This window comes from Zavarzinia marina (assembly GCF_021568905.1).
Lineage (GTDB): Bacteria > Pseudomonadota > Alphaproteobacteria > Zavarziniales > Zavarziniaceae > Zavarzinia > Zavarzinia marina.
The window spans coordinates 1,175,184-1,196,542 of the sequence record NZ_JAKGSB010000001.1 but is presented as its reverse complement, the minus strand read 5'-3'; the positions used below and the strand labels follow the sequence as shown (position 1 = coordinate 1,196,542).

Sequence of the window (21,359 nt, the reverse complement as noted above, 5' to 3'; positions counted from 1 at the left end):
CAGTCTGCGACAAAGCCGGTTCCGTGGCTGTGAAGGGTTTCACCCCGAAAGCACGCGATCGGCCTCGTCCGCCGGGTGACGGTCCGTGTGGAAGACGCGCAGCCGGTTGCGCCCCGCCTGTTTCGCGGCATAGAGCGCGCGGTCGGCGCGGTCCATCAGGTCGAGCAGCGATTCGTCGCCACGGCGGATCGCGACGCCGAAACTGGCGGTCACCTCGTGTTGCGGCGGCAGGCTGGCGAAACGGTGGCGCATGATGGTGCGGCGCAGGTGTTCGGCGAACAGGCAGGCTTCGTATTCGCTGGCCCGGGCCAGAAGGATGACGAATTCCTCGCCGCCGATGCGGGCCGCCAGATGGGGCGGGTCGACCATGGCGTCCAGCATCCGGCCGACGTCGCGCAGCACGAGGTCGCCGGCGGCATGGCCGGCGACGTCGTTGATCTGCTTGAAGTAATCGATGTCGAGATAGATCAGGGCGAAGGCGCCCGCGCGGTCCAGGCGCGCGTGGGTTTCGAGGCCGCGGCGGTTCAGCAGGCCGGAAAGGGGATCGTGCTGGCCGTCGCGATGGGCGGCGGCGACGAAATCATGGGCGATGCAGGCCGTTACGGTCAGGGTCAGCGCCAGAAGTCCGAGGAAGCTCGCCAGCTGCACGAGGCCCCAGAGCGGCGGCTCGATCGCCGTGCCCGCCCCCAGCCATCGGCGATCGATGCAGTCGGGGCAGGCGGCGAGCATCAGGAACAGGACGGCGTTGATCGCCAGGACGCGGATCAAAATCCTGTCGACGAGGTAGCGGACACCGGAGCGGTAGAGGCGAAAGGCCGTCACGAAGATCATGCCGGCGGCCGTCAGGTTGAGAATCACGGTCCGCAGCCCCGCCGTCGCCGGCTCCAGGGCGAAATAGAGGATGGTGACCAGGGGCGCCGCCACGACGGCGCCGCCGAAGGCGGGATCGACGGATTTGCCGAACCGTTCGAGAACGCCGATGCAGAGGAAGATCACGCTGCACAGGATCAGCACGGCCGACAGGAAGGAGGCGGCGAAACTGCCGTAAGGCAGGATCAGTTGCGCCGATATGCCCCCGGCGAAGGCGAAGGCCGACTTCGGGAACCAGCGCACATAGGGGCGGACCGCGGCATTCGTCTGCCGCAGCAGGAACAGGCCCAGTCCGACGAGCAGCGCGAGCACCGGGTTGAGAAACGTGAGAATCAGGGTCGCCGTCATTCTGATGGGGGTCGACGAGGCCGATACGAATCCCTCCGCCGGCCATCCGTGGCCGCGGTCTCGAAAACGAACCGGCTCGCGGGACATTCTGTCCGCGTCAGTTGTGGGGGGAGGGCTTCGGGGTACGGCCCAGGACCCGTACCCGGAAGCATCGGAACGGGAACATATAACCCCAAGGTGGAATGCATTTAAACAGCAACATGGGTCGCCGCGGGCGCGTTAACCCATTTTTCCGGCCTTCGGGCCGGCAAGGAAAAGCCGCCGGCCCGAAGGCCGGCGGCTTGACTGGTGCCGGCGCCGCGATCAGAGGCCGAGAAGGCCGGCCAGCGAACCGATGATCGGCAGACTGGCGACCGTATCCGCCACATCCCCCGTATCCGCGCCGGCGCCGAGACCGCCGAGGATCGTATTCAGGGTTTCCACCAGCGGATCCAGGGCGCCGTTGTCGGCACCGACGAGACCGTCGACCAGTTCGGTCAGCGGGCCGAGGGCGCCGCCGTCGATCGCCGTCAGGTCGTTCAGCGGCCCGGTCAGGGCGCCGAGGGCGGCATCCGGATCGGTCGAGGTCAGGGTGGTGAGCAGGTCGGTCAGCGGCGCGATCGCCGAATTGTCGCCGAGACCGCCGAGCACGCCGTTGACGACGTCGATCAGGCCCGCCGTCGCGCTGCCGCCCGACAGCGTGCCGCCCAGAAGGCCGGTCAGCGTGTCGGCACCCGGCAGGCTGGAAAGGCCGCCCGAGATGGCATCGGTGCCGGCGCCCGAAGCAAGGCCGCCGAGAATGCCGTTCAGCGTGTCGATCAGCGGCTCCAGCCCTTCCTGGTCGGTCGCCACCAGGCCCGCGACCAGTTCGGTCACGGGGGCAAGGGCACCGCCGTCCAGTGCCGTCAACTCGTTCAGGGCCGAGGTGACGGGGCTGAGCGCGCCGTCGTTGCCGTTGGTCAGGGCGTTCAGCAGGTCGGTCAGCGGTTCGATGGCGCTGTCGTCGCCGAGATTGGCCAGCACGCCGTTGACGACGTCGATCAGGCCGTCGCCGGCGGTCGCGGCGAAACTGCCGCCGCCCAGCAGATCCGCGAGATCCGACAGGGAGGACAGGCTGGAGAGGCCGCCCGCGATGTCGGTCGGATCGGCGCCCGCGGCAAAGCCGCCGAGGATGCCGTTCAGCGTGTCGATCAGCGGGTTCAGGGCGGCATTGTCGGTGCCGGCCAGGCTGCCCACCAGTTCCGTCAGCGGCGCCAGCGGGCCGCCGTCGATCGCGGTCAGGTCGTTCAGGGCGCCGGTCAGGGCCGAGAGATCGCCCTCGGTCGGGTTGGTCAGGGCGTTCAGCAGATCGGTCAGGGGCTCGACCGCGCTGTCGTCGCCGAGATCGCCGAGCAGGTCGTTGACCAGGGTGATCAGGCCGATGTTGGAACCGCCCGGCAGGGATTCGCCGCCGAACAGGCCGGCCAGCATGTCGGCGCCCGGCAGGCTGGAGAGGCCGCCCGCGATGTCGGTCGGATCGGCGCCGGCGGCGAAGCCGCCGAGGATGCCGTTCAGGGTCTCGATCAGCGGGTTCAGGGCGGCATTGTCGGTGCCGGCCAGACTGCCCACCAGTTCCGTCAGCGGGCCGAGGGGGCCGCCGTCGACCGCGGTCAGCTCGTTCAGGGCCCCGGTCAGGGCCGAGAGATCGCCTTCGGTCGGGTTGGTCAGGGCATTCAGCAGGTCGGTCAGGGGCTGAACCGCCGAATCGTCGCCCAGGTCGGACAGCAGGCCGTTGACGACGTCGATCAGGCCGCCGTCGGTGCCGCCCGGCAGGCTGGCCCCGTCGAACAGGCCGGTCAGCAGACCGGCGCCCGGCAGGCTGGAGAGGCCGCCCGCGATGTCGGTCGGGTCGGCGCCGGCCGCGAAGCCGCCGAGGATGCCGTTCAGTGTGTCGACCAGCGGCGCAAGGGCGCCGTTCTCGGTCCCGACCAGGGCATCGACCAGTTCCGTCAGCGGGCCGAGCGGGCCGCCCTCGATCTGGGTCAGGTCGTTGAGGGCGCCGGTGATCGCGTCGAGCGCGCCGCCGTCCGGATCGGTCAGGGCATTGATCAGGTCGGTGATCGGCTGGATCGCGCTGTCGTCGCCGAGATTGGCGACGACATCGTTGACGATGTCGATCAGGCCCGGATCCACCGGCGCCTCGGTCTGGCAGCCGGGGGTGGCGGGATCGGCATCGACGGCGCAGGTGCCGCCGCCGTCCTCGGGTTCGACGTCGCCGAAGGGGTCGCCGCCGGCCGCGGCGCTGGCCGCGCGCGAGATCTGGCGAATGCCGAAGCCCACCGGATCCGCCAGGAACATGTTCGGACGCGAGAAATTGCGGTGGATGTCGATCAGCGCGAGGCCGCCCGCCTGCTTGGACCGGTCGGACCCCACCAGGCTGTCGGCGCCGTTGAAGTAGAAGCGCAGGCCGCCGTAACCGGCCGCGCCGTCCTCGTCGTAGGTGGCGAGCGCGAAGAGCGCGAGGCCCGGTGCCGAGGGCAGCAGCGCCTCGACCTGGAGATCGCCGCCGAATTCCGTCACCTCGTTGTAGGTGAGGCCGGCGCCGATGCGCAGGTTCGCGGTCGCATAGAGCGCGGCGCCGACGCGGCCATAGGCGGCGCCGCCGATCACGTCGCCGTCCTGGTAGCCGGCCGCGGCTTCGAGGGTGACGCGGTCGAGGTAGAATTCCGTGAAGGCCGAGACGGCGTATTGGGCATTGCCCTCGAAGGCATAGGCGCCGCCCATGACGCCGATCGCCATGGACGAGGGGTCGCGGTAGAACAATTGCGCGGCGCCGCCGAAGAAGCTGTATTCATCGGCGGCATAGCCGGCGATGCCGTCCACCTGCAGGCCCAGGCTGTCGCCGAGAGGCATGGTGAAGCTGGGGGCGCCGCCATAGGTGCCGCCGTCGGAATCGCCGCCGCCGAACAGGCTGGCCTGGAAATTCGCCTCGGCCACCGCCTTGGCGCCATGGCCGAATTGATCGCCGGAGACCGGATAGGCCTCCTGCGCCAGCGCCGGCACCGCCGCGGCAAGGCCGCCGGCCAGTGCGGTGGTGGAGAGAATACCCCGCAATTTGATCATGTCGTTTCCCCCGACGTCGCGTCCCTGGGACAGCCCTTCGAGGGTTATGACCGCCGAGCCCTTAATACATTCATAATGGTGATTAAAGTTCCCATTTCACGAATTGCCGTATGTGCGATCGCCTGTGCCGATGGCGGAAGAAGGGCACAAGGAAAAACCCCGGCGGTGGCCCGCCGGGGTTCGATCGTGCAGATCCTTCGCGCCGTCAGTTCAGACGGGTCGCGACGCTCGAAATGGTCTCGCCGATGATGCGGTCCTTGGCGGCACCGTCGAGCCGGGTCGCGATGATCTCGCGGGCGGCGGCGACGGCGGCTTCGGCCGCGACCTTGCGGACTTCGGCGACCGCATTGGCTTCGGCCTGGGCGATCTTGGCCTTGCCCGCCTCGACCTTGTGGGCGAGGGCGGCGGCCAGATCGGCTTCCGCCTTGGCGGCCAGCGCCTCGGCCACGGCCTTGGCTTCGACCACGATGGCTTCGGCTTCCTTGTCGGCGTTCTTGGTCGCCTCGCGGTATTTCGCGAGCGCGGCCTCGGCCTCGGCCTTCAGCTTGGCGGCGGCGTCGAGGTCGGCCTTGATCTTGGCCGCCCGTTCGTCCAGCGCCTTGCCCATGGCGTTCGGCACCTTCATCCAGACCACGATGCCGACGAAGATGACGAAGGCGACCGCGACCCAGGTCTCGGGATTGGACAGGATTTCCATGACGTCCTCTCCTTAACCGTTGCGGGCGAGCGCGGCATCGACCGCGGCGGCGGCGGATGCTTCGTCGACCTCGAGGCCGGCGACCTTGGCGGTGATGGCCTGCGCGGCGTCCAGGGCGATGCCGCGCACTTCGGCGAGGGCGGCGTCCTTGGTCGCGGCGATGCGCGCCTCGGCGTCCTTGGCTTCGGCGGCGAGCTTGGCTTCGAGTTCCGCCTTGCGGGCGGCGGCCTCGGCCTCGATCTTTGCCTTCGCTTCGGCGGCGATGGCATTGGCGCGCGCGCGCGCCTCGGCCAGGGCCTGGTTATAGGCCGCGATCGCGGCCGCCGCTTCGTCCTTCAGGCGGCCGGCCTCGGCCAGGTCGCCGTCGAGCTTGGCCATGCGTCCCTCGATCGTGCCCTGGAGCTTCGGCACCACCAGGGTGGAGAGAAGCACGAGGAGCAGGATGAAGGTGACGGCAAGCCAGAAGATCTGCGGCGGGAAGTCCTCGAAGCGGAGCTGGGGCAGCCCCGCCTTCTCGCCACCCTCGGACGCGAACGCCGGGGTGACGGCGCCGAGCGCGAGGATGGCCCCCAAAATATACTGCCGCATGATCGTCTCCAATCCCGGTCTAGAGGGCCGGGATCAGCCGAACAGGACGAGCAGGCCGATCAGCAGCGAGAAGATGCCCAGCGCTTCGGTCAGCGCGGCGCCGAGCAGCAGGTTCGGGAACACCTTCGGGGCGGCCGACGGGTTGCGCAGCGCACCGGCAACGAAGTTCGAGAACAGATTGCCGAGACCGATACCCACGCCGCCGAGGCCGAGGGTGGCAAGGCCGGCGCCGATCATCTTGGCAGCATCGACTTCCATGGAACCATTCCTTCTAAGTTATGAGCACTGCGCTCTAAGGATATCAGTGATGGGGGTGGAAAGCGTCGTTCAGGTAGATGCAGGTCAGGATCGTGAAGATATAGGCCTGCAGGAAGGCGATCAGGATCTCGAGAGCCGTCAGCGCCACGACGAAGAACAGGGGCACGACACCGGCGAGGCCGAGGGCGACGACGAAGCCGGCGAAGACCTTCAGCGTGGTGTGGCCCGCCATCATGTTGGCGAAGAGACGAACCGACAGGCTGACCGGGCGGGTGAGGTAGGAGATCACCTCGATCACGATCAGCAGCGGCGCCAGCCACATGGGCACGCCCGACGGCAGGAACACGTGGAAGAAGCCGAAACCATGCTTGATCAGGCCGATCACCGTGATGCCGATGATGATCACCAGCGACATGGTCGCGGTCACCGCCAGGTGGCTGGTCACGGTGAAGGAATAGGGCACCATGCCGAGCATGTTGGCGCCCAGCACGAAGATGAAGATGGTGAAGACGAAGGGGAAATACTTCATCCCCTGGGTGCCGGTATTGTCCTTCAGCAGGTTCGCGACGAACTCGTAGGAGATTTCGGCGACCGACTGCAGCCGGCCCGGCACCAGCGACGCCTTGGAAGTCGCGGCAAGGAAGAACAGCGTCGAGACGGCGACGATGATCACCATCCACAGGGCGGAATTGGTGAAGGAAAGGTCGACCCCGCCGACTTCGATCGGAATGAGACGAGTGATCTCGAACTGGTGGAGAGGACCATGCGCTTCGCCGCCTGCGGCCATGTCGGAACCTCGAACTCTCAGCCGCGCGTTGACGAATCTTGCTCTTCTCTGGCCTCCGCCTCCGCCTGAAGGCGGCGAGCGGCTCGGATCAGGTTCAACATCCCGGCGGCGGCGCCCAGGAGGAAGAACACGATCATCAACCAGGGTCTCGACCCGAACCAACGGTCCAAGGCCCAACCGATCAACCCGCCGACGACGAATCCGGAAACGAATTCGACGCCGAGACGCATGGCCGACCCGAGGGCATTCGACGACCTGGGAAGCGCGTCCCGCTCCGGCTCGGCCGGAACGGTCTTGCGCGCCTCCTTCAGGCGCCGGTCGAGATCGGCGAGGGACGGAAGCGGATCGTCAGCCATGGCCTAGAGTACCTGTTGGCGCGTGCATTTCCAGTTCGCAGTTGCAGTACCGGAAGCGCGCACCGTCACTCCTTGGCCACGTGGGACCCAACGCCCCGACCCCCAGCCAAGGCGGGCGCAAGGTAAGTGCCCCATGCATCCTAGTCAAGGTCCAAAAGGGCGTAATCAAGCCTTTGAAATATCAGCAAAAAGTCGGGGGTGACGGAGCGCGGGGGACAGAATCGCGCCGCACTGCGGCATAGCGCCACGGCTAAGTCGTTCCAATGGCGGCGAAATCACTCCGCCGCCAGCAATTCCGGTGCCCGGGTGAGGTCGACCGAGACCAGGGTGCTGATGCCCGGCTCCGACATGGTGACGCCGAACAGCCGGTGCATGCGCTGCATGGTCAGCCCGTGGTGGGTGACCACCAGGAAGCGGGTCCCGGTCTCCCGCGCGACCTCTTCGACGAGGTCGCAGAAGCGCACCACATTGGCGTCGTCGAGCGGCGCGTCGGCCTCGTCGAGCACGCAGATGGGCGAGGGGTTGACCATGAACACGGCGAAGATCAGCGACAGCGCGGTCAGGGTCTGTTCCCCGCCCGACAGCAGGGAGAGGACCTGCAATTTCTTGCCCGGCGGCGAGGCGTAGATTTCGAGACCGGCATCCAGCGGATCGTCGCTCTCGACCAGGGCCAGATGGGCGCGGCCGCCGCCGAACAGGCGGGTGAACAGCACGCCGAACTGCTGGTTCACCTGTTCGAAGGCGGCCAGCAGACGTTCCCGGCCTTCCCGGTTCAGGGAGCCGATGGAGGCGCGCAGCTTGCCGATGGCGGCCACCAGATCCTCGCGCTCGGCGGTCATGGCGGCGATCTGGCCCTCGATCTCCTCGCATTCCTGATCGGCGCGCAGGTTGACGGGGCCGATACCGTCCCGCTCCCGGCGCAGGCGATCGAGGCGATGTTCCAGATCGGCCAGCGCGGGCAGGGCCTCTTCCGGATCGACTTCCGCCGCCGCCAGGATTTCATCCGGCGCGCAGTCCAGTTCCTCCAGCACGCGGTCGGCCAGTTCGGCCATGCGGGCCTGCGCCTGTTCGACGCCCGCCTCGGCGCGCACCCGGGCCTCGCGCAGGGCCCCCGCGTCGCTTTCGGCCGTCCGCGCCGCCCGGCGCGATTCGGCCAGCGCCTGTTCGGCGGCGGCGAGCGAATCGGCGGCCTTGCGGCGGCGGCGTTCGGCATCCTCGATGCGATCGGCAAGGGCTTCCGCCGCCTCGCGCAATTCGTCCGGCTTGCCCGCCAGTTCCTCGCGCTCTTCCTCGGCGATGGCGCGGCGCTCGTGCAATTGGCGCATCTGCGCCTCGGCCGAGGCGGCGCGCTTGGTCCAGGCCGCGAGTTCGGCCTTGACGTCGCCGAGCCGGCGGCGCCGCGCCTCGACCTCGCGCTTCAGGCCGTCGCGCGCGGCGCGGGCCTGGGACAGCGCCTGGCGCAACATTTCGACGTCCGACTGCAGGCGCGCGCGATTCTGATCCAGATCGCCGCGCGGCGGCAGGTCGGCCTGGGTCGCGAGCAGGGCTTCGCGGCTGTCGGCGACGGCGGCGGTCTCCTCCTCCATCCGCGCGACGGATTCGGCCAGCGCCTGGGCGCGGGTCTCGCGCGCCACCGCCTCGCGGCTGGCGCGGGCTTCCTCCTCGCGCAGGCGGTTCACCTGTTCGCCGGCCTCGCGGGCCTTGCGCCTGGCTTCGATCTCCACCGCCTGGGCGGTCTGGGCGGCCTGGCGCGCGGCTTCATATTCGGCGCGGGCGCCGCCCGCGTGTTCGTCCAGGGCTTCGCGCTCGGCCGTCAGCTCGATCAGGCGGTTGCGCTGTTCGAGGCGGATGGCGGCGGCGGTCGGCGCCTCGGCGGCGGCGGTGAACCCGTCCCAGCGCCACAGATCGCCCTCGGGCGAGACCAGCACCTGGCCGGGCAGCAGGCCGGCATGCAGCGCCGCCCCCCGGTCGCGGGCGACGATGCCGATCTGGGCGAGACGGCGGGCCAGCGCCGGCGGGCCCTGCACCCGCGACGACAGGGGTTCCACACCGGCCGGCAGCGGCTGGGCGGCGTCGTAATCGGGCAGGGTGGCCCAATGGACCGGGGCATCCGGGTCCAGCGGCATCGACAGGTCGTCGCCAAGCGCCGCGCCCAGCGCCGGCTCGTAACCCTTCTCGACCGTCAGGGAATCGACCATGGGCGGCCATTCGCCGCCGGCACCGGCGGCCAGCAGGCCGGCCAGGGCCTTTTCCTCGGCCGCCACGCGGGCCGCTTCCTTTTCCGCGAGGCGCAGCGCCTCGCGTGCTTCCGATTCGTCGGCGAGGCTCTGGGCCCTGGCGGATTCCGCTTCGGCAACCGCCTCCTCGGCCGCCTCGACCTGGGCCTGGGCGGCTTCGAGACGGGCGATCAGGTCCTCGAGGTCGGTGGCGCGGGCGCGTTCCTCGTCCAGGCGCCGCTGGTCGGCGTCGAGCTGCTGGCGGGTCTGGGCGAGACGGGCGAGGCGGGCGTCGACCTCGCGGATCTCGCGTTCCAGGCTCTGGCGCTTGGCCTCGATGGCGGCGAGGTCGCGATTGGCGGCATCCAGCGCCGCTTCGCGTTCCTGCAGCCGGTCGCCGGCCTCGGCGACCTGGGCTTCCGCCGCCTCGGCATCATCCGGCGAATTCTCTTCCGCCTCTTCGAGGATCGCCTGTTCCTCCGCCAGCCGTTCCAGGGCGGCGCCGGCGTCGGATTGCAGGGCTTCCTCGCGCTGGCGGTCGCGTTCCACGGTCTCGATCGCCTGCATCAGGCGCGACAGGGCTTCGCGGGCGCGGCGCTCTTCCAGCGCCAGCGTGTCGCGCTCGACCACCAGTTTGTGCAGGGCCTGGGCCGTGCGGCTCTCTTCCTCGCGAAGCGGCGGGATCGCCTCCGCCGCGCGGTTCTCGACATTGACGGCATGGGCCGACTGCTCGGTCGCCACGCGGACCGCGTTCTGCGCCGCCGCCAGTTCCGCCTTGGCCGCTTCCAGCGCCGCCGAGTCTTCCTGCCACTTCAGGTGCAGCACCACGGCCTCGCCCTTGCGGATCTGGGCCTGGACGTTGCGGTAGCGGGTCGCCTGGCGCGCCTGGCGCTTCAGGGCATTCGCCTGATTGCTCAACTGGCCGACCACGTCGTCGACCCGGACCAGATTGTTCTCCGCCGCCTTCAGGCGCAGTTCCGCCTCGTGGCGGCGCGAATGCAGGCCCGAGATGCCGGCGGCCTCTTCCAGGATCTGGCGCCGGTCGCGCGGCTTCGAATTGATGATGGCGCCGATCCGGCCCTGGCCGACCAGGGCGGGGGAGCGCGAGCCGACCGAGGCATCGGCGAACAGGAGCTGGACGTCGCGGGCCCGGACATCCTTGCCGTTGATGCGATAGGCGGAACCCGCCTCGCGCTCGATGCGGCGCGAAATCTCCAGTTCCACATGATCGTTGAAGGCGACGGGGGCGCGTCGCGACGAATTGTCGAGGACCAGCGACACTTCGGCCAGATTGCGCGCCGGGCGCTTCGCCGTGCCGGCGAAGATGACGTCGTCCATCTCGGAACCACGGATCAGCCGCGCCGAGGTCTCGCCCATCACCCAGCGCAGCGCCTCCAGAAGGTTGGACTTGCCGCAGCCGTTGGGGCCGACGATGCCGGTCATGCCCGGCTGGATCACCATCTCGGTCGGGTCGACGAAGGACTTGAAGCCCGAAAGCCGCAATTTCGTGAACTGGACCATTTTACGTTGCCCTCAGTCGCCGGGCGCGCGCATCCGCGCGCTAGGCTCGCTTCGCTAAAGCTTCGCGGGGCCTCAATGGCCCCGTTGAAGCTATCCCCACGCTCGTCGTCCCGGCGAAGGCCGGGACCTTTCTCCGGAATAAATCCGGCTTCAATCCGGAAGGCCGTTGGCCTTCAGGAAATCGGTGAATTCCTCGATCGTCATGGCGCCGGACTGAACCTTGTCGCCGATGACGAAACTGGGTGTCGAACTGATCGACCAGCGCTTCTCGGCATCGAAACGGGTCTGGGCCACGGCATTCTTCAGGGCGTCGTCCGCGAGGCAGGCATCGGCCCGCGCATCGCCAAGGCCGGCCAGCTTCAGGGACTGTTTGACGGCGGCGACCGGCTGCGGCGACCGGGCCCAACTCCCCTGGGTACGGAACAGCATCTCGACCAGGGCCTCCGCCTTGTCGGCGCCGGCGCAGCGCACCAGCATCGACGCCTGCAACGCCACCTGATCCAGCGGGAAATCCAGGAAGACGAATCGGATCTTGCCGGTCTCGATGAAGCGCGTCTTCACCTCAGGGAAGGTGGTCAGCGTGAAATGCGCGCAATGCGGGCAGGTCATGGAGGCGAGCTCGTAGACCGTGATCGGCGCATCGGGATCGCCCAGGGCGAAGGTGCCCGGAATCTCGTCCGCCTTCGGGGCCGGCGCAGACGTCCCGCTAGCCCCTGTCTGGCCGTCGGGCGCGGCGGTTTTCGCGGGCTGGCCACCATCTCCCCCGAGCTGCCAATAGGCGAGTCCGCCGACGGCGGCAACGCCAGCAATACCGGTCAAGATCATACGTCTCGTATTCATGGGGCAATCTCACCACAAGATGTTGGGGGTCGTAAAGATGGATGATTCGATTTCGACTCGGCGCCCGCCCGTCTCAGGGCTCGCCGTCGGCGGCGGCCCGCGCCCGCATCGCCCGGGCGAGGTCCGCCAGGGCCCGCCGCAGATCCTGATCCTCGATTGTGGCGACCTCGCGGTCGATCACCGCCTTCTCCGCCGCGGGCAGGTCGGGCAGGGGCCGGCGGGGCGCCTTGGGCGCCGGCACATGGCCGCGCAGCAGTTTCAGCCGGTTGACGGCGCGAAAGCCGCAATAGGCATTCACCTTGTCGATGATCTGGGGCTCCAGATGCTGGACCTCGAGGGCCAGGGGGCCGTCGACCCGCACTTCCAGGATACCGCCCAGCATGCCGCCCCGGTCCGCCTTCAGGCGTTCGGGCAGGGTGAAGCCCGCCAGCCGCTCGCCGACGATCAGGGGCCAATGGGTGACGATCTCCGCCGCCGCGAAGCCGCGCTTGCCGATGGCCGCCTTCAGCAGCACGGCGAGGCGCGCCGCCGCCGGCTCGGTCCGGTAGCGCCGTTCGGGCGAGGGCTCGAAGGTCTTTGTTGATCGTGCCATGGGGGCACACTCTAATCACGCCATGGCCGCCGTCGATTCCGAATTCGCCCTTGACCTGCCGCCGCCCGTCTCCCGGTCGAAGGCGGGCTTCGCGAAAGCCCTGCTCGCCTGGTACGACGAGGCGCGGCGCCGCCTGCCGTGGCGCGCCGAACCGGGGGAGGTGCCGGATCCCTATCGGGTCTGGCTGTCGGAGATCATGCTCCAGCAGACCACGGTGGCGACCGTGCTCGACCGCTTTCCCCGCTTTCTGGCGAAATTCCCGACGGTGAAGGCGCTGGCTGCCGCCCCCCTCGAATCGGTGCTCGCGGAATGGGCCGGGCTCGGCTACTACGCCCGCGCCCGCAATCTCCATGCCTGCGCCCGCGAAGTTGCGGTCATGGGCGGGCGTTTTCCCGATACGGCGGCAGGTCTCGCCCGCCTGCCGGGCATCGGCGACTATACCGCCGGCGCCATCGCCGCGATCGCCTTCGGCCGGCCCGTGGCGGCGGTCGACGGCAATGTCGAGCGGGTGATGACGCGGGTGCACCGCCTGGCCGATCCGCTGCCCGGCGCCAAGCCCGCGATCCGCCGCCTGACCCAGGCCCTGGTCCCGGCGGACCGGCCGGGGGATTTCGCGCAGGCCCTGATGGATCTCGGCGCCGGCATCTGCCAGCCGAAGACGCCGGCCTGCAGCCGCTGCCCGGTCGCGCGTTTCTGCGAGGGGGCGGCCGCCGGCGACGCCACGCGCTACCCGGTGAAGGCACCGAAGGCGGCAAGGCCGACGCGCCACGGCACGGTCCATGTCGCGATCCGGGAGCGGGACGGCGCCGTCCTCCTGCGCCGGCGCCCGGCCAAGGGGCTTCTGGGCGGCATGATGGAAGTGCCGGGCGGCGAATGGGCGGAAGGGGCTGCTCCCTTGGCGCCGCCGCCCTTCGCGGGCGACTGGCGGCGCCTCAACGTCGCGGTCGAACATACTTTCACCCATTTCCACCTGATCCTGTCGGTGGAGGTGGCGCGCGTCGCGGATTTCGCGGCAGCGGGCGAATGGCATCGCCCGGCCCATCTCGACCAGGCCGGCCTGCCCACCGTCTTCATGAAAGTGTTGCGTGCGGCGGGCGTGGTCTGACGCTATAAGACACGGCTTTCATTCGAGCGGCATGGAGCGGAACGGTGACCAAATCAGGCGGTATTGCGACGGTCTTCATCGACGGCGAGGCGGGCACCACCGGCCTCGGCATCCGTGATCGCCTGCGCGACGTCCCCGGTATCGAGGTCCGTTCGATCGATCCCGAGAAGCGCAAGGACCCCGCCGCCAAGAAGGATCTGATGGCGGAAGTCGATGCCATCGTGCTCTGCCTGCATGACGATGCGGCGCGGGAATCCGTCGCGCTCGCCGCCGAACTGGGCGACGCCGCGCCCCGCGTCCTCGATGCCTCGACCGCGCATCGGGTGGCGCCGGGCTGGGCCTATGGTTTCGCCGAAATGGCCAGGGGCCAGCGCGAGGCGATCGCGAATGCGCAATATGTCTCCAACCCCGGCTGCTATCCGACCGGCGCCATCGCGCTGCTGAAGCCGCTGATCGAGGCGGGCGTGCTGCCGGCCGATTATCCGGTCGCTGTCCATGCCGTCTCCGGCTATTCGGGCGGCGGGCGGGCCATGATCGAGAATTACGAGGCCGGCACGGCACCCAGGTTCGAACTCTATGGCCTCGGTCTCGAGCACAAGCACATTCCCGAGATCAAGATGTATTCGGGCCTGACCCGGCGCCCGGTCTTCGTGCCCTCGGTCGGCGATTTCCGCCAGGGCATGCTGGTGACCGTGGCCCTGCACCTCGATCTCCTGTCGGGCGAACAGAAGCCGAAGGATCTCGAAGCCCTGCTGGCCAGGCGCTACGAGGGCAGCGAACTGGTCTCGGTCGAAACCACGGAAGGGCTCGGCGGCAAGATCGAGCCGGAAGCCCTGAACGACACCGACAAGCTGGAACTCCGTGTCTTCGGCAATGAGAACAGGGGTCAGGCCCTGCTGGTCGCCCGCCTCGACAATCTCGGCAAGGGCGCCTCCGGCGCCGCCGTCCAGAACCTCCGCATCATGCTGGGGCTTTAAATATAGAGCCGTCATCCCGGCGAAGGCCGGGATCTCGCGACGAGAAGGTGCCCTGTCCCGGGGAAGGTCCCGGCCTTCGCCGGGACGACGCTTGTATTTCGGGCGTTCAGCGCCGATCCGCCTGCGCCAGCATGGCGGCGACGATCAGCTTGTGAAAGGGCAGGATCAGGCGGAGATAGATCCGGCCCCAGCGGTTGTGGGGGCGGACCAGGGTGGTGACCGTGATGCGGCGGCGCAGGCCCGGTGCCGGCACGACGTCGACCGCCACCCGGAAATCGAGGTGCCGGTCGTCGAGGCCGAGGACGACCCGGCTCGCGCTCTCGCTCAAGACGGGGAACATGCCGACATGAGGCCCCGTGCCGTCATGCCCGGCGCGCAAGCCCAGCGGCACGACGATGGCGTTGCGGATCGCCATCAGGGCGCGCACCCAGGCCGGCGACCGGCCCATGATGCGCTTCGCCGCCGAGGGCGCGTCCAGACTGTGCAGTTCCGATACCGCCCGATACGCGTCGGCATAGGAGGCGCCGGGCAGCAGGGCCGCCAGCGCCGTTTCCGGGACCACGTGCTCGATGTGCATGGCGGGCTCCCGATCGAAGAAGGATCGGGGTGATTGAACGGGCGCGCCCGCCGGCCGTGAAGCTCGCAAAATGACGCAGCGACAGGCTGTCCCCGCGTCAGTGGGCCGTGCCGGTGTTCAATTCGGCGCGCAGGCGGCTGCGGTAGAAGTCGATCGGCACCAGATTGCCCTGATGCTCGAAATGCCAGAAGGTCCAGCCGTTGCAGGCCGGCGCGCCCTGGACATGGGCGCCGACGCGGTGGATGGAGCCGGTGGCGTCGTTCACCACGAGGCTGCCGTCCGCGCGCACCCGCGCGACCCAGCGCCGGCGCTGGTCGAACAATTGGGTGCCGGGGCGGATCAGGCCGCGTTCCACCACCTGGCCGAAGGGAATGCGCGGTTCCTCGCGCTTCGACCGGGTGACGGCGAGGGGGGTGTCGTCGCCTGATTCGATGGCGCCGATCCGGTCGCGGGCGACGGCGGCATATTTCTCTTCACGCTCCAGCCCGATGAAGCGCCGGCCCAGGCGCTTGGCGACCGCGCCCGTGGTGCCGGTGCCGAAGAAGGGATCCAGCACCACGTCGCCCGGATGGGAGCAGCCGACGAGGACGCGATAGAGCAGGGCTTCCGGCTTCTGGGTCGGATGGGCCTTGGCGCCATCGTCGCCCTTCAGGCGCTCGCCCCCCGCGCAGATCGGCAGCAGCCAGTCGGAGCGCATCTGGAGATCGTCGTTCAGGGTCTTCAAGGCGTCGTAATTGAAGGTATAGGTCTTCTGCGCCTCGTTCCGCGCCGCCCAGATCAGGGTCTCATGGGCATTGGTGAAACGCCGGCCGCGAAAATTCGGCATGGGATTGGTCTTCCGCCACACCACGTCGTTCAGCATCCAGAAGCCGATGTCCTGAAGCGCGGTGCCGACCCGGAAGATGTTGTGATAGGAGCCGATGACCCAGATCGCGCCCGTATCCTTCAGGACGCGCCGTGCCTCGGTCAGCCAGGCGCGGGTGAAGCGGTCGTATTCGGCATAGGATTCGGCGATGCTGCCGCCGTCGGCGAAACGGTCCCAGGCGTCGTCGACGCCGTCGACCACAGACTGGTTGGGGCGGCGCAACTGGCCTGCGCGGGTGCCGCGGTCCAGCATCAGGTTATAGGGCGGATCGGCGAACACCAGGTCCACCGACTTGTCGGGAAGACCCCGCATCAACTCGATGCAATCGCCCACCAGAACCTGGTCCAGCGGCAATGCGTCCTTGATCTGCTTTGACATGCCCAATCCCCGAATCACCTTTCGGGCATCCTGATTCGGGCGGGGAATCACGTCAATAGTCGTTTTGAATCAAGGCTTTGATGGGACTAAATGATGTGCGGTGGAAACTCGTGGGCCCAAGCCGTTGTAGGGCCTCCGAATGTTCGGCCGTGCCATAACCCTTGTGACGGGCGAAGCCATAGCCCGGAAATTCCGCCTCGGCCGCGACCATGATGCGGTCGCGGTGCACCTTGGCGATGATCGACGCCGCCGCGATGGAGAGCGACAGGGCATCGCCCTTCACGAGGGTCGTGACCGCGCAGGGAAGCGCGGGCGATCGGTTGCCATCGACCAGGGCATGGGCCGGCGCCGGGCTCAGCGCCTCCACCGCCCGCCTCATGGCGAGCATGGTGGCGCGCAGGATGTTCAGCCGGTCGATCTCCTCGACCGAGGCAAGGCCGATCCCGACAGGGGCGGCGGCGAGGATGGCGTCGTAAAGCCGCTCCCGCGCCTCGGGCGTGAGTTTCTTGGAATCGGTGATGCCGGCTGGCACCGTGACCCCCGCCGGCCAGATCACGGCGGCGGCGGAAACAGGCCCGGCCCAGGGCCCGCGACCCGCCTCATCGACGCCGCAGACGATCCCGCCGATGGCGGCTTCGCGCGAGAGGTCGGGCAGGATTTTCGGTCTGGCGGTCCGGGGCGGCATGGCGGCGCTTATGGCGCCGCCATGCCGCGCGGTCAATCGCCGAACAGCGCCATCTGCCCGCCCGAGGCCAGCGGCGGGCGAAAGCGCGTGGTGTCGAGGGCGTTGCTGCGCGTCGTATCGAGGCCGAGACGGGCGCAGGCGAGGCGGAAACGCTTGGCGATCAGATCGGCATAGGGGCCCTGGCCGCGCTGGCGCAGGCCGAATTCGGCCGAATTCAGCTTGCCGCCGCGAATGTCGCGCACCAGGGCCATCACCCGGGGGGCCCTTTCCGGCAGGGCGGCGGCCAGCCATTCCTGGAACAGGTCGCGCACCTCCATCGGCAGGCGGAGGAGGACATAGGCGGCGATCCGGGCACCGGCGGCGGCCCCGGCCTCCAGGATCGCCTCGGTCTCGTGATCGGTCAGGCCGGGGATGATGGGGGCGGTCATGATGCCGGTCGGAATGCCCGCCTGGGCCATGACGCGGATCGCTTCCAGCCGCCTTTCGGGGGTCGCGGCGCGGGGCTCCATCCGCCGGGCGAGACGGCGGTCGAGGGTGGTGACCGAGATCGCCACCTTGGCCAGATTGCGCGCCGCCATGCGCCCAAGGATATCAGCGTCGCGGGTGATCAGGGCGGACTTCGTGACGATGGTGACCGGGTGGTTCCAGCGATCGAGCACCTCGAGGATGGCGCGGGTGATGGCCAGCTTCTTCTCGATCGGCTGATAGGGATCGGTATTGGTGCCAAGCGCGATCGGCGCGCAGCGATAGCCCCGGGCGCCCAGCTCCTTTTCGAGGACGGCGGCGGCGTCGGGCTTGGCGAACAGCCTCGTTTCGAAATCGAGGCCGGGGGAGAGGCCCATATAGGCGTGGGTCGGGCGGGCGTAGCAATAGGTGCAGCCGTGCTCGCAGCCGCGATAGGCGTTGATGGAGCGGTCGAAGGAAATATCCGGGCTGTCGTTCCGGGCGATCACCGTCTTCGCCTTGTCGGTGGTGACCGTGGTCGCGATCCGGGGGGCCGGCTCGTCCAGGCTGCCCCAGCCGTCGTCCAGGGCGGTGAGGGCGCTGCGCTCGAAGCGCCCGCCCGTGTTGGAGAGCACGCCGCGCCCGGCCCTGGCCCCGGCATCGGCGACCGAGGAGCCGTCCTTTCGGCCGATGCCAGCCTCCGTCGCTTCGCCGGGCACGAAGACGCGGCGTGGCGTTACGGGTTTCGGCGATCGCGGGGTCTTCTCCATGCAGCTATCATGGCATGGTTGGAACAAAAAGAGAACATGATTCGTGCCGGCGTCAGCGCCCCACGGGCCCGAAGGGCCAGGGCCGGACACTGCCGTAAAGAGCCAGGCGCCTCGTGCCGGGCACGGAATCGCCCCGGCGATGGAACCCCAGCGTATCGGCCATCACCAGGGCATTGCCGGGCACGGTGACGGGCAGGGGCGCGCCCAGCTTCATCGACGCCAGTTCCGTCTCATCGATGCGGAAGGCGCCTTCGGTGCCGATGATGCCGTGCTTGCTGGCGGCGCTGGCGCGCAGCGCCCGCATCTGTTCCCAGGCCAGGCGTTCGGGGGTGAGCCGGTGGCTGCGCGGCACGAAGACGAAGGGGCCGTCGTCCGGCCCGACCGGGTCGATGAAATACCAGAACTTGATGGTGCTGAAGAAGGTGTCGCGGTGCAGGACGCGCTGGTCGTCCGGGTTCCGCGCCTCGTCGCCGTTGACGGTCAGATAGAGGCTGACCGCCGAGGGCGGAATGCGTGCCCCCAGATGGGCCCGGGTCAGGGCGGAGAGGCGGCGGTTGCGGGCGAAGGCATGGAGCGCGGGCGAGTCCTGCCGTGCGATCCTGACGAAGCGGTTCAGGGTGCCGCCGTCGAAACGGTCGAAACCCCAGGACGCCGTCTTGCGCGGGCAGAAGCCCCGGACCTCGTTGCTCTCGATCGGGGTTTCCGCCTCGCTCCGGGCGACGGCGGCGCGTGCTTCGCGGGCGACGGCGGCGAAATCGTCCGGCGCCAGGAAATCGGGCACGACGACGAAGCCGTCCTCGGCCAGGCGCCGCGTATCGGGATCGGCCGGCACCCGCCATTGCGCGGCCCGCAGCCTCGCGAGGCGGGCGGCGGTCCGCATGCGCCAGACGTGCAGGCCGCGCTCGTTGAGGCCGGCATGGGCGATCCAGCGATCCTCGAAGCTCTTCGTCGACGTCAGTATCGACCACATGCGCCGTGAACGTCCTCTTCGCTGCGGGGCGGGAAGCCTAGCATGAAGCGCGCGGATCAGAACCTGTCCATCAGCTCGACGAAATTGCAGGGCCTGAAGCGGCTGTCGAGCTGGCTCTTCAATATGTCGTCCCAGGCGTCCCGGCACGCGGAGGGGGAGCCGGGCACGGCGAAGATCAGGGTCGTGCCGGCGATCCCGGCGAGCGCCCGGGACTGGATGGTGGAAGTGCCGATCTTGGCGTGGGAAAGCCAGCGGAACAATTCCCCGAAGCCCTCGATCTCCTTGTCGATGACGGCGCGGACGGCTTCCGGCGTCACGTCGCGCCGCGTGATGCCGGTGCCGCCCGTGGTGATCACCACCTCGACGGCCGGGTCGGCGGCGAAGGCGCGCAGCCGCGCCTCGATCAGGGCGCGGTCGTCGGTCACGATGTCGCGGGCCGCCAGCACGTGCCCCGCCTCGGTCAGCCGCTGAACCAGCGTGTCGCCCGAACGGTCCTCGGCCGGGGTTCTGGTGTCGGAAATGGTCAGGACGGCGATGCGCACCGGGCGAAAAGGCCGGTTCTCGTCAACGGGCATTGCGCTTCTCGCTGACCCGGATCGCCTCGCGGTCCTGGGGGACATAGATCGGCCAGGATCCGGCGGCGGCGGCGTCCAGGGTCTCCAGGGTCTGGCCGAGGCGCGCCTGATAGATCCAGAAATTGGCCAGGATGCGTTCGATGAAGAGACGGGTCTCGCCCGCCGGGATGCTTTCGATGAAGAGCAGGGGATCGCCGTTGTATTTGACGGTCTTCTGCCAGGCGATGGCGGCCCCCGGACCGGCATTATAGGCGGCGGCGACCAGGAACAGGTTGCTGCCCACCCCTTCGTTCGCCATCAGCATCTCGATATAGGCCTGGCCGAGGCTGAGGTTGGTGCCCGGGTCGGTCAGATGCTCCAGCTTGCGGCCGAGGTCGATGCCGCGCCGGTCGGCGACGATGCGCGCGGTCGAAGGCATCAACTGCATCAGCCCGATGGCGCCGACGGGGCTGCGCGCCCTGGTGTTGAAACCGGATTCCTGCTTGGCGAAGGCGAAGAGGAGGGCGCGGTCGATACGCAGCCCCTGGCTGGGGCGCCAAGGCGGCACCGGATAGCGCCCGCCGCGCCCGACCGGATCGACGAGGCCGAGGCGGACCGCCAGGGCGTCGATCCCGGAAGTCTCGGTCGGCGACATGGAATTCCGCAGCATGCCGAGTTCGGCGGAGGCGAGGTCCATCTCGCCCACGGCGGCGAGGCCGGCGGCCCGCTGCACCGCCGGATCGAAGGCCAGCGCATTGAGGCTGCGGGCGTCGATCTGGTCGAGTTGCGGCGTCGCGGCGATGTCGCGGCCGAGAAGGCGGGTCGCCATCAGGCCGTAGAACGTGTTCGGATAATCGGCGGCGATGGTCAGATGTTCGAGCACGCGCTCCGGCCGGCCGGCGACCAGATCGGCGCGCGCGGCCCAGAAGGCGGCGGCGGAGACGACCCAGGCCGAGACATTCTCGGATTCGGCCAGCGCGGCGAAATGGATGCCCGCCTGCGCCGTCTCGCCCAGGCGCCAGGCGGCGAGGCCCGCGGTCCAGTCGGCCATGGGGATCTCGGCGCGGGAGCGGTCGGCGACGCCGGACGCCATCTCGTAGGCGGCCTGATCGTCGCCCAGGCGGTAGAGGTGGCGGGCGATCTCGTCGCGCGCCCATTCCCGCTCCACCGCGTCGAGGCGGCCGCCGACGCGCGGCTCCTCGAGAAGGCTGATCGCCTTGTCAGGCTTGTTGGCCTGCAGCGCCGCGGCGATCCGAGGCGAGACGGAGCGGCTGCCGCGATAGGCGTTCGGCCGCCCGCGCGGCTCCAGCGGCATGGCGTCCAGGGGGGCCGCCATGACGGCGAAGGCGGAGGTGGTTGCCGCCGCGGCCGGACTGACGAAGAGGCCGCGACCGTCCCCCGCGCCGGTCGGATTGCCGAGGGCGGCCAGCATCTCGATCTCGTCGCGGCCGGGCAGGTCGTCGTAGGCCGCGAGCCAATTGGCCAATTCCCGCTTCGAGGCGCGATAGCGTTCGGTGTCGAGATAGCGTTCGCGCATCAGATGGCCGACCAGGGAGAAGTCGGTCAATTGCGCGATTTCCCGGTCCGCCACCGCGAAATCGCCCTGGTCCTGGGCGGCGAAGGCCGCGCGATAATGGCGCAGATCCTCGCGCGACAGGGCATGCAGCGTACGTCCGCCGTCGGCCTGGGCGACGCCGGCCGTGGCGGCGGTATTGCCGGCGACGGCATGGGGCGCGAAACAGAGAAGGGCGGCGGTACCGAGGGCGAGGGCGGAGACGACGCGGCCGGCGCGACGGCCGAATCCGGCCTCGCGGCCCGGCACCGGCCGGGCACGAACCGCAGCGTCGGCGGTCGAACGATGCCGTTCGATCGACATGAAC

Annotated in this window: 19 protein-coding genes; 2 read left to right on the top strand and 17 right to left on the bottom strand. The window is 69.1% G+C overall.

The window, feature by feature from the left end; genetic code table 11:
* Positions 1-39: 39 nt before the first annotated feature.
* The 10 genes from L2U69_RS05765 to L2U69_RS05720 form a co-directional block, all read right to left on the bottom strand.
* Entirely contained in the window at positions 40-1,218 is a 1,179-nt protein-coding gene (locus L2U69_RS05765; protein WP_236105678.1) for a GGDEF domain-containing protein, read from the bottom strand.
* 303 nt (positions 1,219-1,521) lie between these two features.
* Positions 1,522-4,299 carry a hypothetical protein gene (locus tag L2U69_RS05760; protein WP_236105676.1) on the bottom strand — a complete coding sequence of 926 codons (2,778 nt, stop codon included), beginning with the start codon at positions 4,297-4,299 and terminating at the stop codon, positions 1,522-1,524.
* Positions 4,300-4,504: 205 nt separating this feature from the next.
* Entirely contained in the window at positions 4,505-4,996 is a 492-nt protein-coding gene (locus L2U69_RS05755) for a F0F1 ATP synthase subunit B family protein (RefSeq protein WP_236105673.1), read from the bottom strand.
* A gap of 12 nt (positions 4,997-5,008) precedes the next feature.
* Positions 5,009-5,584 carry a F0F1 ATP synthase subunit B family protein gene (locus L2U69_RS05750; protein WP_236105671.1) on the bottom strand — a complete coding sequence of 192 codons (576 nt, stop codon included), beginning with the start codon at positions 5,582-5,584 and terminating at the stop codon, positions 5,009-5,011.
* Between the two features lie 33 nt (positions 5,585-5,617).
* On the bottom strand, positions 5,618-5,842 hold the full coding sequence (locus L2U69_RS05745) for a F0F1 ATP synthase subunit C (protein ID WP_236105669.1): 225 nt from the start codon (positions 5,840-5,842) through the stop codon (positions 5,618-5,620).
* Between the two features lie 43 nt (positions 5,843-5,885).
* On the bottom strand, positions 5,886-6,629 hold the full coding sequence (locus tag L2U69_RS05740) for a F0F1 ATP synthase subunit A (protein WP_236105667.1): 744 nt from the start codon (positions 6,627-6,629) through the stop codon (positions 5,886-5,888).
* A 17-nt stretch (positions 6,630-6,646) separates the two neighbouring features.
* Complete coding sequence (locus L2U69_RS05735; protein ID WP_236105661.1) at positions 6,647-6,985, bottom strand: AtpZ/AtpI family protein; 339 nt, start codon at positions 6,983-6,985, stop codon at positions 6,647-6,649.
* A gap of 275 nt (positions 6,986-7,260) precedes the next feature.
* Positions 7,261-10,722, bottom strand: a complete 3,462-nt coding sequence (gene smc / locus L2U69_RS05730; RefSeq protein ID WP_236105659.1) for a chromosome segregation protein SMC — start codon at positions 10,720-10,722, stop codon at positions 7,261-7,263.
* A gap of 150 nt (positions 10,723-10,872) precedes the next feature.
* The gene (locus tag L2U69_RS05725; RefSeq protein ID WP_236105657.1) at positions 10,873-11,562 is read right to left on the bottom strand and encodes a DsbA family protein; all 690 of its coding nucleotides are present in this window, start codon (positions 11,560-11,562) and stop codon (positions 10,873-10,875) included.
* A 73-nt stretch (positions 11,563-11,635) separates the two neighbouring features.
* Positions 11,636-12,154, bottom strand: coding sequence for a DUF721 domain-containing protein (locus L2U69_RS05720; RefSeq protein WP_236105655.1), 519 nt, complete (start codon positions 12,152-12,154; stop codon positions 11,636-11,638).
* A 22-nt stretch (positions 12,155-12,176) separates the two neighbouring features.
* Here L2U69_RS05720 and mutY point away from each other — a divergent pair, with 22 nt between their 5' ends.
* Together mutY and argC are read left to right on the top strand one after the other, a co-directional pair.
* On the top strand, positions 12,177-13,259 hold the full coding sequence (mutY, locus tag L2U69_RS05715; RefSeq protein WP_236105653.1) for an A/G-specific adenine glycosylase: 1,083 nt from the start codon (positions 12,177-12,179) through the stop codon (positions 13,257-13,259).
* A 44-nt stretch (positions 13,260-13,303) separates the two neighbouring features.
* Positions 13,304-14,236, top strand: coding sequence for an N-acetyl-gamma-glutamyl-phosphate reductase (argC, locus tag L2U69_RS05710; protein ID WP_236105651.1), 933 nt, complete (start codon positions 13,304-13,306; stop codon positions 14,234-14,236).
* Positions 14,237-14,342: 106 nt separating this feature from the next.
* On the opposite strand, the gene L2U69_RS05705 is transcribed toward argC, so the two are convergent.
* The 7 genes from L2U69_RS05705 to L2U69_RS05675 all read right to left on the bottom strand — a co-directional run bounded on the left by L2U69_RS05705 (position 14,343) and on the right by L2U69_RS05675 (position 21,355).
* Entirely contained in the window at positions 14,343-14,813 is a 471-nt protein-coding gene (locus L2U69_RS05705) for a DUF2867 domain-containing protein (RefSeq protein ID WP_236105649.1), read from the bottom strand.
* A 97-nt stretch (positions 14,814-14,910) separates the two neighbouring features.
* The gene (locus L2U69_RS05700; RefSeq protein WP_236105647.1) at positions 14,911-16,056 is read right to left on the bottom strand and encodes a site-specific DNA-methyltransferase; all 1,146 of its coding nucleotides are present in this window, start codon (positions 16,054-16,056) and stop codon (positions 14,911-14,913) included.
* A gap of 52 nt (positions 16,057-16,108) precedes the next feature.
* Positions 16,109-16,711, bottom strand: coding sequence for a ribonuclease HII (locus L2U69_RS05695; protein ID WP_236105802.1), 603 nt, complete (start codon positions 16,709-16,711; stop codon positions 16,109-16,111).
* 62 nt (positions 16,712-16,773) lie between these two features.
* Entirely contained in the window at positions 16,774-17,955 is a 1,182-nt protein-coding gene (locus tag L2U69_RS05690; protein WP_236105638.1) for a PA0069 family radical SAM protein, read from the bottom strand.
* A gap of 52 nt (positions 17,956-18,007) precedes the next feature.
* Positions 18,008-18,925 carry a phytanoyl-CoA dioxygenase family protein gene (locus L2U69_RS05685; protein WP_236105635.1) on the bottom strand — a complete coding sequence of 306 codons (918 nt, stop codon included), beginning with the start codon at positions 18,923-18,925 and terminating at the stop codon, positions 18,008-18,010.
* Positions 18,926-18,981: 56 nt separating this feature from the next.
* Entirely contained in the window at positions 18,982-19,500 is a 519-nt protein-coding gene (moaB, locus tag L2U69_RS05680) for a molybdenum cofactor biosynthesis protein B (RefSeq protein ID WP_236105626.1), read from the bottom strand.
* Complete coding sequence (locus L2U69_RS05675; protein ID WP_236105624.1) at positions 19,490-21,355, bottom strand: lytic transglycosylase domain-containing protein; 1,866 nt, start codon at positions 21,353-21,355, stop codon at positions 19,490-19,492. The genes moaB and L2U69_RS05675 overlap by 11 nt, the downstream gene beginning before the upstream one ends.
* Positions 21,356-21,359 lie beyond the last annotated feature (4 nt).

Excerpts from the sequence above, each read along its gene's own strand:
- moaB (WP_236105626.1), bottom strand. The coding sequence starts at position 19,500 with ATGCCCGTTGACGAGAACCGGCCTTTTCGCCCGGTGCGCATCGCCGTC.
- L2U69_RS05685 (WP_236105635.1), bottom strand. The coding sequence starts at position 18,925 with ATGTGGTCGATACTGACGTCGACGAAGAGCTTCGAGGATCGCTGGATC.
- L2U69_RS05705 (WP_236105649.1), bottom strand. The coding sequence starts at position 14,813 with ATGCACATCGAGCACGTGGTCCCGGAAACGGCGCTGGCGGCCCTGCTG.
- L2U69_RS05740 (WP_236105667.1), bottom strand. The coding sequence starts at position 6,629 with ATGGCCGCAGGCGGCGAAGCGCATGGTCCTCTCCACCAGTTCGAGATC.
- L2U69_RS05745 (WP_236105669.1), bottom strand. The coding sequence starts at position 5,842 with ATGGAAGTCGATGCTGCCAAGATGATCGGCGCCGGCCTTGCCACCCTC.
- L2U69_RS05755 (WP_236105673.1), bottom strand. The coding sequence starts at position 4,996 with ATGGAAATCCTGTCCAATCCCGAGACCTGGGTCGCGGTCGCCTTCGTC.
- L2U69_RS05675 (WP_236105624.1), bottom strand. The coding sequence starts at position 21,355 with ATGTCGATCGAACGGCATCGTTCGACCGCCGACGCTGCGGTTCGTGCC.
- L2U69_RS05765 (WP_236105678.1), bottom strand. The coding sequence starts at position 1,218 with ATGACGGCGACCCTGATTCTCACGTTTCTCAACCCGGTGCTCGCGCTG.
- smc (WP_236105659.1), bottom strand. The coding sequence starts at position 10,722 with ATGGTCCAGTTCACGAAATTGCGGCTTTCGGGCTTCAAGTCCTTCGTC.
- L2U69_RS05760 (WP_236105676.1), bottom strand. The coding sequence starts at position 4,299 with ATGATCAAATTGCGGGGTATTCTCTCCACCACCGCACTGGCCGGCGGC.
- L2U69_RS05735 (WP_236105661.1), bottom strand. The coding sequence starts at position 6,985 with ATGGCTGACGATCCGCTTCCGTCCCTCGCCGATCTCGACCGGCGCCTG.
- L2U69_RS05725 (WP_236105657.1), bottom strand. The coding sequence starts at position 11,562 with ATGAATACGAGACGTATGATCTTGACCGGTATTGCTGGCGTTGCCGCC.
- L2U69_RS05690 (WP_236105638.1), bottom strand. The coding sequence starts at position 17,955 with ATGGAGAAGACCCCGCGATCGCCGAAACCCGTAACGCCACGCCGCGTC.
- L2U69_RS05720 (WP_236105655.1), bottom strand. The coding sequence starts at position 12,154 with ATGGCACGATCAACAAAGACCTTCGAGCCCTCGCCCGAACGGCGCTAC.
- L2U69_RS05700 (WP_236105647.1), bottom strand. The coding sequence starts at position 16,056 with ATGTCAAAGCAGATCAAGGACGCATTGCCGCTGGACCAGGTTCTGGTG.
- mutY (WP_236105653.1), top strand. The coding sequence starts at position 12,177 with ATGGCCGCCGTCGATTCCGAATTCGCCCTTGACCTGCCGCCGCCCGTC.
- L2U69_RS05750 (WP_236105671.1), bottom strand. The coding sequence starts at position 5,584 with ATGCGGCAGTATATTTTGGGGGCCATCCTCGCGCTCGGCGCCGTCACC.